General features: G+C 56.4%; 10 protein-coding genes and 1 tRNA gene. 2 read left to right on the top strand and 9 right to left on the bottom strand.

The window, feature by feature from the left end:
• The first annotated feature begins 132 nt into the window (after positions 1 to 132).
• Positions 133 to 1,983, top strand: a complete 1,851-nt coding sequence (locus tag FGK64_RS07265) for a heavy metal translocating P-type ATPase (protein ID WP_138863155.1) — start codon at positions 133 to 135, stop codon at positions 1,981 to 1,983.
• A gap of 568 nt (positions 1,984 to 2,551) precedes the next feature.
• Positions 2,552 to 2,627: transfer RNA gene (locus FGK64_RS07270), tRNA-Thr, on the top strand.
• A 20-nt stretch (positions 2,628 to 2,647) separates the two neighbouring features.
• Here the strand turns inward: FGK64_RS07270 and FGK64_RS07275 are convergent.
• The 9 genes from FGK64_RS07275 to FGK64_RS07315 all read right to left on the bottom strand — a co-directional run bounded on the left by FGK64_RS07275 (position 2,648) and on the right by FGK64_RS07315 (position 14,795).
• Complete coding sequence (locus tag FGK64_RS07275; protein ID WP_138863156.1) at positions 2,648 to 2,851, bottom strand: helix-turn-helix domain-containing protein; 204 nt, start codon at positions 2,849 to 2,851, stop codon at positions 2,648 to 2,650.
• A 1,528-nt stretch (positions 2,852 to 4,379) separates the two neighbouring features.
• Entirely contained in the window at positions 4,380 to 5,018 is a 639-nt protein-coding gene (locus FGK64_RS07280; RefSeq protein WP_138863157.1) for a hypothetical protein, read from the bottom strand.
• Complete coding sequence (locus FGK64_RS07285) at positions 5,011 to 5,232, bottom strand: helix-turn-helix transcriptional regulator (RefSeq protein ID WP_138863158.1); 222 nt, start codon at positions 5,230 to 5,232, stop codon at positions 5,011 to 5,013. Before FGK64_RS07285 ends, FGK64_RS07280 begins: the two co-directional genes overlap by 8 nt.
• Before the next feature lie 66 nt (positions 5,233 to 5,298).
• Positions 5,299 to 5,913, bottom strand: coding sequence for a hypothetical protein (locus FGK64_RS07290; RefSeq protein ID WP_138863159.1), 615 nt, complete (start codon positions 5,911 to 5,913; stop codon positions 5,299 to 5,301).
• A 201-nt stretch (positions 5,914 to 6,114) separates the two neighbouring features.
• Positions 6,115 to 7,278, bottom strand: coding sequence for a tyrosine-type recombinase/integrase (locus FGK64_RS07295; protein WP_138863160.1), 1,164 nt, complete (start codon positions 7,276 to 7,278; stop codon positions 6,115 to 6,117).
• Positions 7,279 to 7,485: 207 nt separating this feature from the next.
• Positions 7,486 to 9,243 carry a type I restriction-modification system subunit M gene (locus tag FGK64_RS07300; RefSeq protein ID WP_138863161.1) on the bottom strand — a complete coding sequence of 586 codons (1,758 nt, stop codon included), beginning with the start codon at positions 9,241 to 9,243 and terminating at the stop codon, positions 7,486 to 7,488.
• Entirely contained in the window at positions 9,240 to 10,472 is a 1,233-nt protein-coding gene (locus tag FGK64_RS07305) for an AAA family ATPase (RefSeq protein WP_138863162.1), read from the bottom strand. The genes FGK64_RS07300 and FGK64_RS07305 overlap by 4 nt, the downstream gene beginning before the upstream one ends.
• On the bottom strand, positions 10,469 to 11,764 hold the full coding sequence (locus FGK64_RS07310; protein ID WP_138863163.1) for a restriction endonuclease subunit S: 1,296 nt from the start codon (positions 11,762 to 11,764) through the stop codon (positions 10,469 to 10,471). The genes FGK64_RS07305 and FGK64_RS07310 overlap by 4 nt, the downstream gene beginning before the upstream one ends.
• On the bottom strand, positions 11,754 to 14,795 hold the full coding sequence (locus FGK64_RS07315; protein ID WP_138863164.1) for a type I restriction endonuclease subunit R: 3,042 nt from the start codon (positions 14,793 to 14,795) through the stop codon (positions 11,754 to 11,756). Before FGK64_RS07315 ends, FGK64_RS07310 begins: the two co-directional genes overlap by 11 nt.
• Between the last annotated feature and the right edge of the window lie 93 nt (positions 14,796 to 14,888).

Raw genomic sequence — 14,888 nt, forward strand, 5'->3', positions numbered from 1 at the left:
GGCACGACGAAGCAGGCTCGACGAACCTGTTGATCTTACGCAATGATGATGCGAGCGAACGAGGCGTGGGGGCGGGTGGCTATGCTCCGCGGAACCAGCGGCAATCGCCTCAGCCAAGAGGAGATCATCCGCATGGAAACGACCGGCGCCGACAGGGTGAAGACCGCTCTCCTGCTTATCGCTCTGGCTGGCCTGGTCATCGGACTTGCGATCTACTTTGCGGGAGAACACGGCGTCGCCAACCTGGTCTGGATCGCCGGTGTCATTCCTGCGCTGGCCGCTCTGGTGATAGAGATTTTGCGCAGCCTGCGCTCGGGTGAAGTGGGTCTTGATATCGTCGCCGCGCTGTCAATGTCAGCGGCCCTTGTCTTCGGTGAGACCCTCGCGGCGGCTGTGGTCGCCGTGATGTATTCCGGCGGCACCTTCCTTGAGGCGTTTGCCGAGGGCCGTGCCCGCCGTGAGATGCGCGATTTGCTGTCCCGCGTGCCCCGGACCACCACCCGGCATCGCGACGGCGGGCTCGAGGAGGTCACGCTTGCCGAGATCACACCCGGCGACCGTCTTTTGATCCGGCAGGGTGACGTGGTGCCGGTCGATGGCACCGTGGCCTCGGAAACAGCGTTCGTTGACACCTCTGCGCTAACGGGAGAGTCGTTGCCGGTGCGCCTTGCGCAGGGCGCCGAAGCCATGAGCGGCTGCACCAACGCAGGCGAGGCATTTGACCTGACAGCGACGCGGGAGGCCAAGGATAGCACCTATGCCGGAATTGTCCGGCTGGTCGAGAAGGCGCAGGCCTCGAAGGCGCCGATGTCGCGGCTGGCCGACCGCTGGTCGCTCGGGTTTCTGGCGGTTACGGTCAGCATCGCCTTCGCTGCGTGGTGGCTGACCGGAGACCCGATCCGGGCCGTTGCCGTGCTTGTCGTCGCCACGCCCTGTCCGTTGATCCTCGCCGTGCCTGTGGCGCTGGTGGCCGGCTTGTCGCGGGCGGCGCGTTTCGGTGTGCTGATCAAGGGCGCGGGACCGCTCGAGGCGATGGCGCGGATCCACACGTTGATCCTCGACAAGACCGGAACGCTGACCGACGGGCGGCCGCAGATTGTTTCGATCGACAGCCACGACGGCATGGCGGAAGGCGACATTCTGCGCTTTGCTGCGGCGCTTGATCAGGCGTCCAAACACCCGGTCGCGCAGGCCGTCGTTGCCGCAGCACAGCAGCGGGGCTTTGCGCTGCCGGTTCCGTCGGAGGTGGCGGAATTTCCGGGCGAAGGCGTCGAGGGGTATGTCGAAGGTCGGAAAGTCATCGTCGGCGGCGATGATTTCGTGGCGTCCCGCGTCGGACATCAACCCGGCAATGACTCCGTCGTTGCCTCCGGATCGGTCCACGTCGCCGTCGCTGTTGACGGTAAACTGGCGGGGCGCCTTGTGATGGCCGACCCGCTGCGCAAGGGCGCTGGCGCCATGCTCGACGGTTTGCGCCGCGAAGGGATCGCGCGCATCCTGCTTGCAACCGGCGACAGGGCAGATGTGGCCGAGCGGGTGACAGAGGGGTTGCGGCTGGACGGGGTGAGCGCCGGGTTGACGCCCGATCAGAAAGTTCTTCTGGTCCTGACCGAACGTAAGCACGGGCCGGTGATGATGGTGGGCGATGGCGTCAACGACGCGCCTGCGCTCGCGGCGGCCGATGTTGGCGTGGCCATGGGCGCGCGGGGCGCGGCCGCCTCGGCCGAGGCGGCAGAGGTTGTGCTGCTGGTGGATCAGCTGGACCGCCTCGGGACGGGTATCGAAATCGCCAACGGCGCGCGGCGTATCGCTGTCGAAAGCGTCGTGGCGGGGATTGGTCTGTCGGTCTTGGGCATGATCGCCGCCGGTTTCGGTTATCTTAGTCCGGTGCAGGGCGCACTCTTGCAAGAGGTCATCGACATCGCCGTGATCCTGAATGCGCTCCGCGCCCTGCGCATCTCGCCGCGAAGGCCAGTCGCTTAACGGCCGTAACGGCCCACCCGGTCCGGGCCCGCGAATTCTGGCCGCAATCATCATTGTGGGCGCTATCGTTGCATTGTTTATCGATCTAATGGCGTCCGAAAGTTCGACCAAACTGTTCGGGGCACATCCAAAGATTATCACTCTCGCGATTCTCGCCGGCAGGGCACCCTCGGCATCCAACCGGTTTGCGCAACAGACGGCGGCTGGCCCCTCATGAAGACAGTAAGATTCTCGCTATGTTCCAAGTGAAATCGCTTGAAGGGGGCGCACACTGCGTTTAAACGCACGGTCGGTGCGACCTAACCGCCCGGCTGGTAGGGCTTGTCCTTCGCAAATAGCGGCACCCCGCTGGAAGGAAAGGCAAAGCCAGTCGCTTTCAGGCAGCACCATTTGTTTGGTTGGCCGTGGCTCATGCCACGGTGAGAGAAGAATGCCGCTGTAGCTCAGCTGGTAGAGCACGTCATTCGTAAGTAGCGGGTCCCCGCTGGAATGACATGTAAAACCAGTCACTTATAAGCGGCAGAGTGTAACTAGTAGGGCCATAGTAGGGCCTCGACGAGAGAAGAATGCCGCTGTAGCTCAGCTGGTAGAGCACGTCATTCGTAATGATGGGGTCGGGGGTTCGAGTCCCTTCAGCGGCACCATTCTTCTCAATTTAATAGTTCTATTCCAATAGCTTATATGGCTTCACGCCTAGTGCGCTCGCGAGCTTCGCGACAATAAGCACGGTAGGATTTCGTACACCACGCTCGACGCCACTGACATATGTGCGGTGAAGATCAGCCTCGAACGCAAGCTGCTCCTGAGAAAGGCCCTTCGCCTCCCGGTACTGCTTCACATTTCGACCCACGACCGCCTTTATATCCATGCCGGTATAGCGAGGATATGCAGCCTATTGATCTACAGACTATGAGTCTCATTTTTGATCACTACTCCTTGTCACATCGATATTCCGAGAAGTAGACTATGAGTAACAACTTATGCGCGTGAGAGAAGTTATGGAAGCTGGATGAAGTCTCGCGCAGCAAGCAAGAAGAGCGGGAGAACCTAGATGAAATGCCCAAAGTGCAAAGGAACAAACCTATCCGCCCAGAAGCGTGGATTTGGAATAGGAAAGGCGCTGGTGGGCGCGGCGGCAACAGGAGGGGTCGGGCTGGCCGCAGGGTTTATCGGAAGCAACAAGATCAAGGTCCACTGCTTGAAGTGCGGCCATAAGTGGGACCCCACGACACAAGCCAAAGCCGAAGAGGCTGAACGTAAGAGAATTAAGCGCGAACGATCAGACGCCCGCTGGGCTGAACGGAAGGCACAGCGGAAGTGACGCATCATCCCTAAGTATAGCGCCTCCTTCATAGTCGCGCCTAGCTTACGCGGATTATGGGAAGTTCAGGCTGAGCGCCTTAGGTGGCTACCCCTGCAGAAGTTACCAGTAGGCCGCAGGATAAGCCCGCGCGAGGCCACTAAGGCGCCCATAGAAGCCCATAGAGCGCTACAACACCGCCTCCCTGCCCATTTGTCAGTACGGGCCTCCACGCCCGACGAGGGTGACTTACCACGGGATTTTTCCTCCACCATGGTTGGGAGTCCGGCCCAAGTTGAGGGCGGACGATGAAGCGAACGAGATTTGCAGACGAACAGGTCATCACCATCTTGGCCGAGCATAAGGCAGGGGCGCACCGTACTGCATTTGGGGCTAGCTGAAAGCCCCATAGCATGCCACCGCCAGCAGCTATTATACAGGTGCTCAGCCCAACTAGGATGATCGTCCGTGCGGCTGTTTTGGCGGCCAGACACGCTAAGTAGCCGCTGGGCTATGCCAGGTGCCGCGCAACGCCCCCAATGCGCCCTACAGCCCCGCCCAGTGCCTTGCAGCAACCAACGCTTGCAACGCTGCACGGTGGGCGCTGACAAGTACAAAGGTAAGCTACAGCCCTGGCCCGAAAGAGCCCAGAAATAAGGAAGAGGCTTCGACATTGACGGTTTGCCAAAGCAAGCTTGACGCGCCCAAGCACCGTACTTGCCGGAACTATTAGTGGTGCCGCTAATGCATAACACGGGACGCTTGTAAGGTGCTGTAATTGCATAACTTTATAGCTCTGCGCGCCAATTAAACGCTAAATGGCACTAGGCACTACCCAGCGCAGGTTGCCAGCTACGGTGCGTTTTGCTGGCGGTTAGGTTGGGGGTGTCTAGTGCCACTTACTATTATCTCTTATTTATTATAAAAAAAAATTGATAAATAACAATGCCTTACGATAAGGGCGCCGCCCTAGGCTGACTTCACTGGCATTACTGCTGTTTGGCTTGGGCTGCGGTGGCTGCCATGGACACCATCCTCGCGCGAAAAAGCACCCACATGCATCTCGCATGTGGGTGCTTGGCTTTTGTTTGTTTGCTCAAAAAAGGCTGCGAAGAGCTGGGGGCGACTTCACCATTGATCGACGTAACTGAACCTCGAGTTCGTGCTGACGCCAAAGAGATTTCCAGTTGAACTCTCGAATTGTCGCCCTCACGACCGGTTGCATGATCGGGTCCCAATACAAACTCGCGAGGTCTTCATCTTGGGCCTCAGTGAGTTCCGTCAGAGCTTCTTCTACTTCCTTCATGTTATCGGCTAGCACTACCCGTCTGATCCAAATGCAGATCATCCATTCCAGGCCATACTCAAGGTCTTTCGCGTTATGAAAGAAATAGGTCATGCAGGCCTTCGGGTTATTCTTCGTTACACCTTTCAGTTTCCGGGGGTCATACGCGACCGCTTGAAGGATGGTCGATCCAAGATGTCGTTTAGAAACCGTTGGATGATCCTGAAACAAGTAACCATGCAATGCGGATATTGATACCCCGTTTACAAACTCGCTCTTCACCCAGCGGTACAGCTTTACTTGGGCTATGATATTCCGCTGGTCATAAAGGTCGTATCCTGCGTCCGGTCGCGATATATGCGTCCTAAACCAAAGTGGCTCCCCGTTTTCATCTGAGATCGGTCGTCTGGGCTGATACTCGTTGGGATATTTTATATTCTGATCAATCATTTACATCTCCTTTCGGGGCGCACATTTGATCAGAAAGCCACTGTTCGACATCGATGCGGCGATAGAGAATTTTGCCCGAGCGTTTTCCAGGATTGACCCGAATAAAGTTCGGGCCGTAGCCCAAAATGCGCCCTTTCTCGAAAAAGCTGATGCTGAGACCAGTTATATCGGGAAGCTGTTTGGTTGTGAGAAGTTGGTATTTTGTATGTGTCATCGTGACCACCTGTCATTGTTGTAGTGGTCACTTATTTGCAGTTCTTTCTTATTTTAATCCAAGGATCTATACTACCCCCTTCAAATCCCTAGTGAAGTCTGAAACTAAGCTCATTGGTACAGACGTCGGCCCCAGCAATACTTGGAGCTGGCGCGTCTTTTCCGCGATTAGCTGAACTCCGCTGTTGTCCTCGGCGAACCGAATGAGTTCGTCGAATTCACCTACGAACTTCCGAGACAATCGCTTCACCGAACTTTCGAGGGTTCCAATTTCCGTAGCCCCCCTGTTTGCGAGCCCTTTCTCCAATGCGTCCAAAGCAAGGCCCTTGAGTGAACGGCAGCCGGTCCTTTTGGGCTCGTAGAGGTATGTTCCCGTCTCATCTGCTGGGATCTCTCCGCTGCGGTCTTCAAGATAACCCAGAGCCATGTCGTGTAGTGCGGCGTAGTCGGCGTAGTACTTGTTGCGCGTTCCTGCGGGAATGCCAAATAGCGCAAGGCGAGCATCGCGAAGACGCTCTGCCTCGCCAAGGCCGGTATCTTCTTCCATCAGGGGATGCGCTCGGATAAATGCGAGAAGCATTGCGTCAACGAAGGCGTTGCTAAGCACGCTTCCTCGCCAGTCGTGTTCATCGACGTGATTGCTCAGAACCCACCATTCGTCGTCTATTGAAGAATCTATCATGATGTCCCTGCATTTCGTCCAAGCAAAGTTGCACGAAGCACGCGCACGTGCGCGCGCGAATGGGCAACCAGATGATCACCTGTTTAAAACATGAATTTCGTCTTTTCTGTGGTCAAGGATGCCCCAAGCTTCCTTCGGAGACGGATTATCCGACGCCCTCACCTTTCTAGGTGTCATCAATGGGGCAGGGTCACTTAAGTTTCAGTCACGAGGTTCCTTGAGTTCAAGGATGCGCTTGGCCACCAGTTCGACCGGCTCACGCAGGCGCTCGGCGTTCACCACGATGTAGCCGCCGGTCACGTCGCCATTGGTGCGGTGGTTCAGCAGGCGCTTGAGCGCGTAGTAGGGTACATCGAGGCTTTCTGCGATGGTGATAAAGGTGCGCCGCAGATCGTGCAGGGTGAAGCTGACGCCGGAGCCAGCAGACACACGCAGCAGGAATTTCTTGGTCTCGACCAGATGGCCGCTCTTGCCCGGTCCAGGAAACACCCAAGGCGAACCGTTGTTGCGTGCCAAGCGCTCGCTCAGCAGGTCGGCCAGAAACTCCGAAAGCGGGAGGTACAGCGGGTCGCCGTTCTTCGTGTTGGGCAGGTGCAGCACCTTGCTTTTCAGGTCCACGTTCTCCCAGCGGAGCGTGGTCAGCTCACCCCGGCGCAATCCCGTGAACAGCGCAGTCAGCAGGAAGTCGCGCGAATACTCCGGCTCAGCCATCACGGCTTCCCACCACGCGGGCAGGTCTAGCGCGGTAATTACTGTCTGACGCCGCCGCTCCTTGTACCAAGCGCGCGCCTGCGTGAGGATTTGCACCGGGTTGGGCGGGAAGTCATCTTGGGTAGCGGCAACGAAATTGTAGATCGACCGGAAATGCCGCATCACGTTGTTAGCCGTGGTCTCGCCATGCTTCTTGCCAATATCCTGATGCTTTTTCAGCACCAGCTGGCGGGTGATCTCGTTCAACGGTTTCTTGCGCCAAGTCTTGAGGTAAAGGCGTTCGGTGCGTTGGTAATGGCTGATTGTGTGCGCGGACAGGCTGCGGACCTCCAAGAAGCGTGTCAGCGCCAATTCCAGTGTTACCTGTTCGGCAGCTTCTTGGCGCTTCTCAGCGTTGGGGTCGTGCCCATCGGCCATGTCACCCAAGATCGTCAATGCCTTCTTGCGTGCAACTTCCGGTGCAAAGACATCGGCACGGCCAATCGTGACGCGCCGCGTGCGGCGGTTCACCTGTCCCTCGGCAAAGAACACCTTGGATTGCGCGCCGACACGCAACCCAAAACCTGGGAGCATCGTATCGCGGTACAGAACCTGCCCCTTCTGGGCGAAGGGGATTTCATCAATCGCGCGGCGGGTAAGACGTAAACTGGGCATCGTGACCTCCTTCTGGCCACGCTCCATTATAGGCATATCCCGAGGAAAGGCTCGACTTTTCATCGTGTTATGAAACAATGGGTGATGCCGTGCGAGAGAATGAAAGCTTGTCGTACTGAAACGGTATTCTTCGCAGCAGCTCAGTACTCCGCTGCCAATGATGTCCGCGATATGGAAAACAAACTGAGCCGAAGCGCGATTGAAAGGTCAATTGGAGCCTGGCAAGAGGGAAAGCCCGAGTTCGCTCAGAAATGAGTTGTGCTTCGACGTTGCCTCCCGGACCTGTTTTTCGACCGAGACCAATTCCTTCTGCGTGGCACTCAAGTCTATTTCTTCCTCGGCCACGGCTGTACTGATGTAGCGAGAGATATTGAGATTGAAGCCTTCTTCGGCAATGCGCTCCATGCTAACGCGCTTGGAGTATCGATCCTCTTCCGTACGGAATTGGTAGGTCGAAACTATCTTTCCGATATGATCCGGCGTCCCGTTCTTACCATCTCCCAATTGGTTCTGGCGCTTGCCCTTCACGTAATGCTCAGCCGCATTGATGAAGAGAACGTCGTCCGGTTTTTTGCATTTTTTGAGCACCAGAATGCAGACAGGTATGCCAGTGGAGTAGAACAAATTCGCAGGCAAGCCAATGACCGTGTCGATGTGACCGTCCTTCAGCAGTTTCGTACGGATGCGTTCCTCAGCCCCGCCTCTGAACAGCACGCCGTGCGGTAGGATGATTGCCATCACGCCTTCATCCTTTAGATAGTGAAAACCGTGCAATAGGAAGGCGAAGTCAGCGGCCGATTTGGGCGCTAGCCCGTAGTTTTTGAACCGAACATCGTCACCCATCGCCTCGGTGGGATCCCATCGTAAGCTGAACGGCGGGTTGGCCACGACAGCATCAAAGGCAGGCTTCTTGGCGGGGTTCAACTCGCGGAGGATGTCCCAGTCATTGGCCAAGGTGTCGCCGTGGAAAATCTCGAACTCGGTATCCTTCACCCCATGCAGCAGCATGTTCATGCGGGCGAGGTTGTAGGTCGTGATGTTGCTTTCCTGGCCAAAAATCTTGCCGATGCCATGTGTGCCCATGCGCTTCCGAACATTCAGCAACAGTGAGCCCGATCCGCAGGCAAAGTCCAGCACGCTAGCCAATCGAGCCTTCTGGCCCGTCGCGGGTTCCTGGCTGTCCAGCGTCACGATCGCCGAAAGAATATCGGAAATCTGCTGCGGCGTGTAGAACTCGCCTGCCTTTTTGCCCGAACCGGCAGCGAACTGGCCGATCAGGTATTCATAAGCATCGCCCAGATGATCCACTTCGTCCGAGAACTCAGCCAGCCCCTTCGCGATCTCGGCGATGATCGAACAGAGCCTCTTGTTTTTGTCCGCCTGTGTCTTCCCCAGCTTTTCCGAGTAAAGGTTGATCTCTGAGAACAGCCCACCAAAGGTGCTCTGGAAGGACTCGTTCTCGATGTACTTGAAGCCGTCATACAAAGTTTGCAGCAGTTCGTCGCTCTGGACGCGGGCAAGTTCGGCGATGTTGCTCCACAAATACGGCGGCTGAATCACATAGTGGACCTTACGCCGCATCTGCTTCTCAAACTCGGAGACATCCTCGGGATTGCGGCTATACCACAGTTGCAGCGGTGTCGTGATCTCGGACGGTCCCGCATCTTGAGGCTCGAAGCTGATGTCCTCCATACTGCGCGCCTTTTCCCGAGCTTTTGAGGCGCTCTGCGCGGCTTCGGCCCTTCGGGCTGCAAACCGCGCTCGTTCAGCATTGACGTCGGCATCGCTTGGGTAATCACCGCCCAGTTCCCGTTTTGCCGCAGCTTCGTAGTTGTCCGACAGGTATCGCAGGAACAGGAAGGACAGCATGTAATCGCGGAAGTCATCGGCGTTCATCGCCCCGCGCAGCGTGTCGGCGATGTTCCAGAGCGTCTTGCCTAGTTGCTTTTGGATTTGGTCGTTCATTGTGCAGGTGCTTCCTCGGGGGCGGGCGCGGGCGCCGGGGCCGGTGGCCGGGCGGGTGCGTTGCCCGGCAGAGCGAACTCGAACCGCGTGATGAATTCTCTAAGGATGCGGCGGAAGAGTTCCTTGTTGTCCTCGCCCATCTCGGTTGGTTCATGGATGGCATAGGCACCGTGGCTCAGCAGGTTTAGGGCACGGTTGAACAGCGCCCGGTCTTCCTCGTTGTCCAGCGCCCTCAGGCAAAAGGCGATGCTCGGGTGCCCGAAGAAGGATGCTGTTTTCTCCATTACGCTGCGCAGCGCGTTGAAGTGGAAGGTGTAGAGCTTGCCCTTCTTCGGGTCTGCCGCACGCTGCAATTCGGCGAGTGTGGCCACATGGTGAAAGAAAGGCGTGTCTTCCGTCGATTGAAGCATATAAGTGCCGTCGCCGCTTGGTCGGTGCAGGAAATAGCGCCGATGGGCAACCGAAGGCGCGTCGTCAATCTTCCGGCCGACTTCGTTGCACATCACGTTGAAGAACAGCGCATGGTGCGAAGAGAAGATCACCTTTATAGGAGCCGGTGCACCGTCGGCGTTCTTTCGCGTTGCCGCCCGGCGAAGGAGCTTGGCCAAGTCGCAGGCCACCGAAATCGCGTTGTTGTCGTCCAGCGACGAGATCGGGTCATCGATGTAGAGGTATTTCTTCCCCTGATAGGATTCATGCCCATCCAGCATCCGTTCGCAGATGGCCATGAAGACGCACCAGATGAAGATATTCTGTTCGCCGCGCGATACCTTGATGTTTGCCTCCCCGCCTTTGCTGAAGCTCACATAGTCCGGCTTGAACAGCGTCTCGCCTCCCTCCTGGACCTCCTTGTAGGTGAAGTCGAAATCGAAGTCGGCGTAACGGGAAAGGTAGCGGGCGATGGTTTCGTCCAGCGCAAGCTCTGTCATCGCGTTGAAGAAGGACGACTGCTCGTTCAGCTGCAGACGGCGCACGCTGTCGCCGTCGAGGTCATTTTCCCAGACGAACAGGTCCTCGGTGAATGCGTTGAAATAGAGCGTGTCGGGGGTTCCGGTCGGGTTCTTCGTCTTATGCTTGCGCTTGCCGGCGTCCTTGAACTCCATCGACAGGCGTGTCTTTCCAGTGCGGTTGTAGGCGTAAATCAAAACGAGCGCAGTCGGCTTTGTGGGGTTATTCAAGTCATCACGCAACCGGATAACCAACGTTTTCAGGTTCTTGTACTTGCTCATGCGTCACGCTCCCCGACCTGGGGGAAAAGCTGTTGCATCAGCCCCTTCTTGTGGGTCTTGAGCGTTTCGAGATTTCGGGCCTCGGCGTCAATTAGCTCGTCTAGGGAGATGAGGCTTTCAGCTATACGCCGTTGTTCGCGGGGCTCAGGAAGCAGGGCTCTATACGATAGTAGGCCAGCTCGATTAATTTTTGGGATTTTGCCTCGTTCAGAATTCCGCTTGGCGTGTTCGAGAAAACCATCGGATAGAAGCAAATACAGAAGATAGTCTCGGAGCAACCTATCGTCAGAAGGGCGAACTGGATATATGTCAGCGCTGCAAATGCCATTGAAGTTTGGGGCTGCAACCTTGTTCAACGCGGGCCGGATCTTTGAGTAAAGAATATCTTCTTCGTCGAAGACATAATTCCCGCTCGAGATGCCCTTGTCGCCGGCCGTCTTCAGATCAATCAGTTTGCTAGTGTTGGCTTCTATGTTCTCACTGCCTATCTGCGGCAGACTTCGGTAAGGCATCTGCGTCGGATCAATTTGACCGGAAGCAACGACAACAATTTGCCCCAAGGATATTTCTTGCCAATCCCCTGCCCCTACAAACTCAGGGAAGCGGACGCGGGGTTGGGTTTCGCCTTCCAGGGGAAAGATTTGCTGCATGAGGCCCTTCTTGTGGACCCTCAGCGCTTCGACCTTCTTTCCCTGCAGGGCAATCAACGCATCGGCAGTGTCGAGGCACTCTGCAATTTTCTGTTGTTCGACAAGGTCAGGAACGCAGATATCACCCTTTAGAACGTCAGCGTTATTGACCTTCATGTCATTCTTTGCGCCCTTTCTCACAATGGGCTGCAGATACGAATTCAAGTGATAATCGACAGAAAAGAAGTGATCCAAATAGGTTGATGAGCATTTAGGAAATGGGCGATAGACCGCATACAAAGTTGAAACGATCCCTCGCTTCCCTTTGTTTTCCTTGATGATCCCATACGGGTTTTTCTTGAGAGGACTTTTAGTATAGACAATGTCGCCTTGCTCAACGACATGATATTCCTTCACTGATGCCCCCGCATAAGAGCGTCCCAAAAACTCAATCTGATTAACACAGCCATGCTCACCCGATACGGAAAGGACATCCTCGCGGCCAAGCTCAAGCGATCGGTTTCGATGCTTGGTCTCGAACAAGAGAGAGTTGAGCTTTGTGATACGCCAGCCGGGTGCTCCCCGGAACTCCGGAAAGCGTAGCTTAGGCCCCAAGGCAGCCGCACCGCTTCTCGCGGCTGACGATTTCCCCTTACTGCTCATAAGCGCTCAGCCCCGAAATCTCGCGCTCGCCGGCGCGCTTCAGCAGCAGCGGTATGAGGTCGGCCATCAGGTCCAATTCCTTCACCCGCCGCGCCTTCCAGTTCAGGCCAAGGGGTTCCATCAGGTCGGTGAGCCGCTCGCCGTCAAATATCATGCGCTGCAGTATGGTGTCGACAAAGCCTTCCAGCGCCTCGGTGCCCAGCCCGTGCTTGTCCGCGATCCCCGCAAGTTCCGCCGCGTTCTTTTCCGCCTTGAAGCGGCTGTAGCCGTCGCGGATGGCCTTTTCGCTTAGGCCCTCCCCCGCCTTGAGGGTGTTGATATAGGCTGCGATATCCTCCCGCTCGTCCATGAACTTGGCGTCGGACTGGATTAGGCCGATCAGCTCCTCGCGGCTCATCTTTTGCTTGCCGGGGGTGGCATCCGAATAACGGGCGATCAGACCCATGATGTAGTCATAGTCGATGACCGCCGAGGCGAAGAGGACGAATTCGAAGTCCAGTTGGTCGGCATCCTGACTCGGCGCGCCATCGCCCCGATCGTGGCCTTTGCCCTGCTGAGCCCGCAGGCGTTGGGCGGTTTCCAGATAGGCACCCCGGAAGCCCAAGAGGTTGTCGCGCGGCAGGACCTGTTCGATGTCACTGCGGTTTTCGTCGGTCAGATCGGTGTACTGGTCAAGCTGGGTCTTGAGCCGCTGGACCTCTTTGAAGTGTTCAATGAATGCCGCACGGGCCGCGTCGCCCTTGAGGTTGGGCACGGCTTCCGGGGCGCAATCGAGGCCCTGCGATTTCATGAACGCGTCGAGCTTGTGGACGGCAGCTCCCAGTTTCTGGATGACCACAGGGGCCTTGTCGACGAGCCAGATCTCGCGGGCCTTTTCGGCAGCTGCTTCGCCGGAGAACAGCGCGATGGCAGTATCTACCGCGCCCTGTTGCTGGCGGAAGTCGAGGATGTTGCCATAAGGCTTTGTGGCGTTCAGCACGCGGTTGGTGCGCGAGAAGGCTTGGATCAGGCCGTGATGCTTCAGATTCTTGTCGACGTAGAGGGTGTTCAGGAACTTGGAGTCAAAGCCGGTCAGCAGCATGTCCACGACAATTGTGATGTCGATCTTATGATGCGGCTGATTGGGATAAGCCTTCTTCAGGTCGGCATCCGGCCATTGCTGGTCTTTGATGCGCTTCTGCACGTCCTGATAGTACAGATCGAATTCGCCGATCTTGTGGTTAGTGCCGTAGTGGGCGTTGTAGTCGGCGAGGATGGCCTTCAGCGCCTCCTTCTTCTTCTCCGGCTCAACCGCGTTGTCTTCCTTCTCCTGCGGGAGGTCCTCCTGGATCTGCTTGACGTCCGCATTACCCTCGGCGGGTGGTGAAAAGACGCAGGCGATGTTTAACGGTCGGAAGCCGGGGTCGTCTGCCAGTTTCTCGGCCTGCATCGTCTTGAACAGGGAATGATACTCGATGGCATCATTGATCGACGATGTGGCAAGCAGGGCGTTGAAGCGGCGTTGACCAGTGGCGGCATCATGCTTAGCAAGGATCGCCTCGATGACTGCTCGTTTTGCCAGAGGTTCACCCGGCTTTGGCAAGGTTTTGCCCTGCGGCTTGAAATAGTCGACATGGAACCTGAGGACGTTGCCGTCCTCGATGGCGTGAGTGATCGTGTAGGTGTGAAGACGCTGCTGGAAAAGGTCTTCCGTTGTCTTCATGCTGGCTTGGGTGCCTTCGATCTTTTGCTGTGCGGCGTTCTGATCGAAGATGGGCGTTCCCGTAAAACCGAAGAGCTGGGCGCGCGGGAAGAACTCTTTGATGGCCTTGTGGTTCTCGCCGAACTGGGACCGATGGCATTCGTCAAAGATGAAGGCGATGCGCTTCTCGCGCAGGGGCTCCAGCTGTTCCTTGAAGCTCTTCTTGCCGCCCTTTTTTTGTTGCTTGTTGCGCTTGCTGTCCTCGTCTAGCGCAAGTCCCAGCTTCTGAATCGTGCAGACGATAACCTTGTCGCCGTAGTCGTCCGAAAGGAGGCGACGTACAAGGGAAGCGGTGTTCGTGTTTTCTTCGACGCAGCCTTCCTGAAACTTGTTGAATTCGTCGCGCGTCTGCCGGTCGAGATCCTTTCGGTCCACGACGAAAAGGCATTTTTCGATGTCGGGATTGTCCTTCAAGAGCGTTGACGCTTTGAAGGAGGTAAGCGTCTTGCCGCTGCCTGTTGTATGCCAGATGTATCCATTGCCACAGTCTTGCGCGATGGAGTCTACAATCGCCTTCACCGCGTAGACCTGATAGGGCCGCATCATCAGGAGTTTTTGCTCGCTTGCGACCAAGACCATGTAGCGGCTGATTGTCTGGCCGAGGGTGCACTTCGCAAGAAACGTTTCGGCGAAGCTGTCGAGGTGTACGATCTTCTTGTTGTCGACATCCGCGAACTCATAGACCGGCAGAAAGCGTTCGTCGGCATTGAAGGCAAAATGGCGTGTATTGTTGTTCGCGAAATAGAATGTTTGATCGCGGTTGCTGACTATAAAGAGCTGAAGAAAGCATAGGAGCGTCTTAGTATAGCCGTTTCCAGGATCGTTTTTGTAATCAACGATCTGCTCCATCGCCCTGCGGGGGCTGATGCCGAGGGTTTTCAACTCTATTTGGACAGCAGGCACGCCATTTATGAGAAGAAGGACGTCGTAACGGTGGTGGCTATTGTCTGTGTTTATACGCAGTTGATTGATTACTTCGAAGCTGTTCTTGCACCAGTCCCGGATGTTGACGAGCGTAAAATTGAGCGGAGTGCCATCGTCACGAATAAAGCTGTTTCGTTCACGGAGTGTTCGAGCTGCGGTGAAGACATCAGGTGTCACGATCTCGTCTAGGAGCCGCTGAAATTCAGCGTCGGTGAGCGATACTCGGTTAAGGGCTTCAAACCTTTTCCTGAAATTTGCTTCCAGAGTAGCTCGATCGCGGATGTCGGGGCGGAATTCGTACTTGAGATCCTCCAGCTTCGCGACTAGGGCCTCTTCGAGATTGCGTTCGAGTTTATTCGTTACCATCGCAGTCTCAGTGCTCTCTTGTAGCTGCTTTGTCTGCCAAGTAATCGGGTGTGGTAATTAAGATCGAATTGCGAGCGTGCTCGGCTCTAAGGC

The organism is Arenibacterium halophilum (genome assembly GCF_005938225.1).
GTDB classification, from domain to species: Bacteria; Pseudomonadota; Alphaproteobacteria; order Rhodobacterales; family Rhodobacteraceae; genus Arenibacterium; species Arenibacterium halophilum.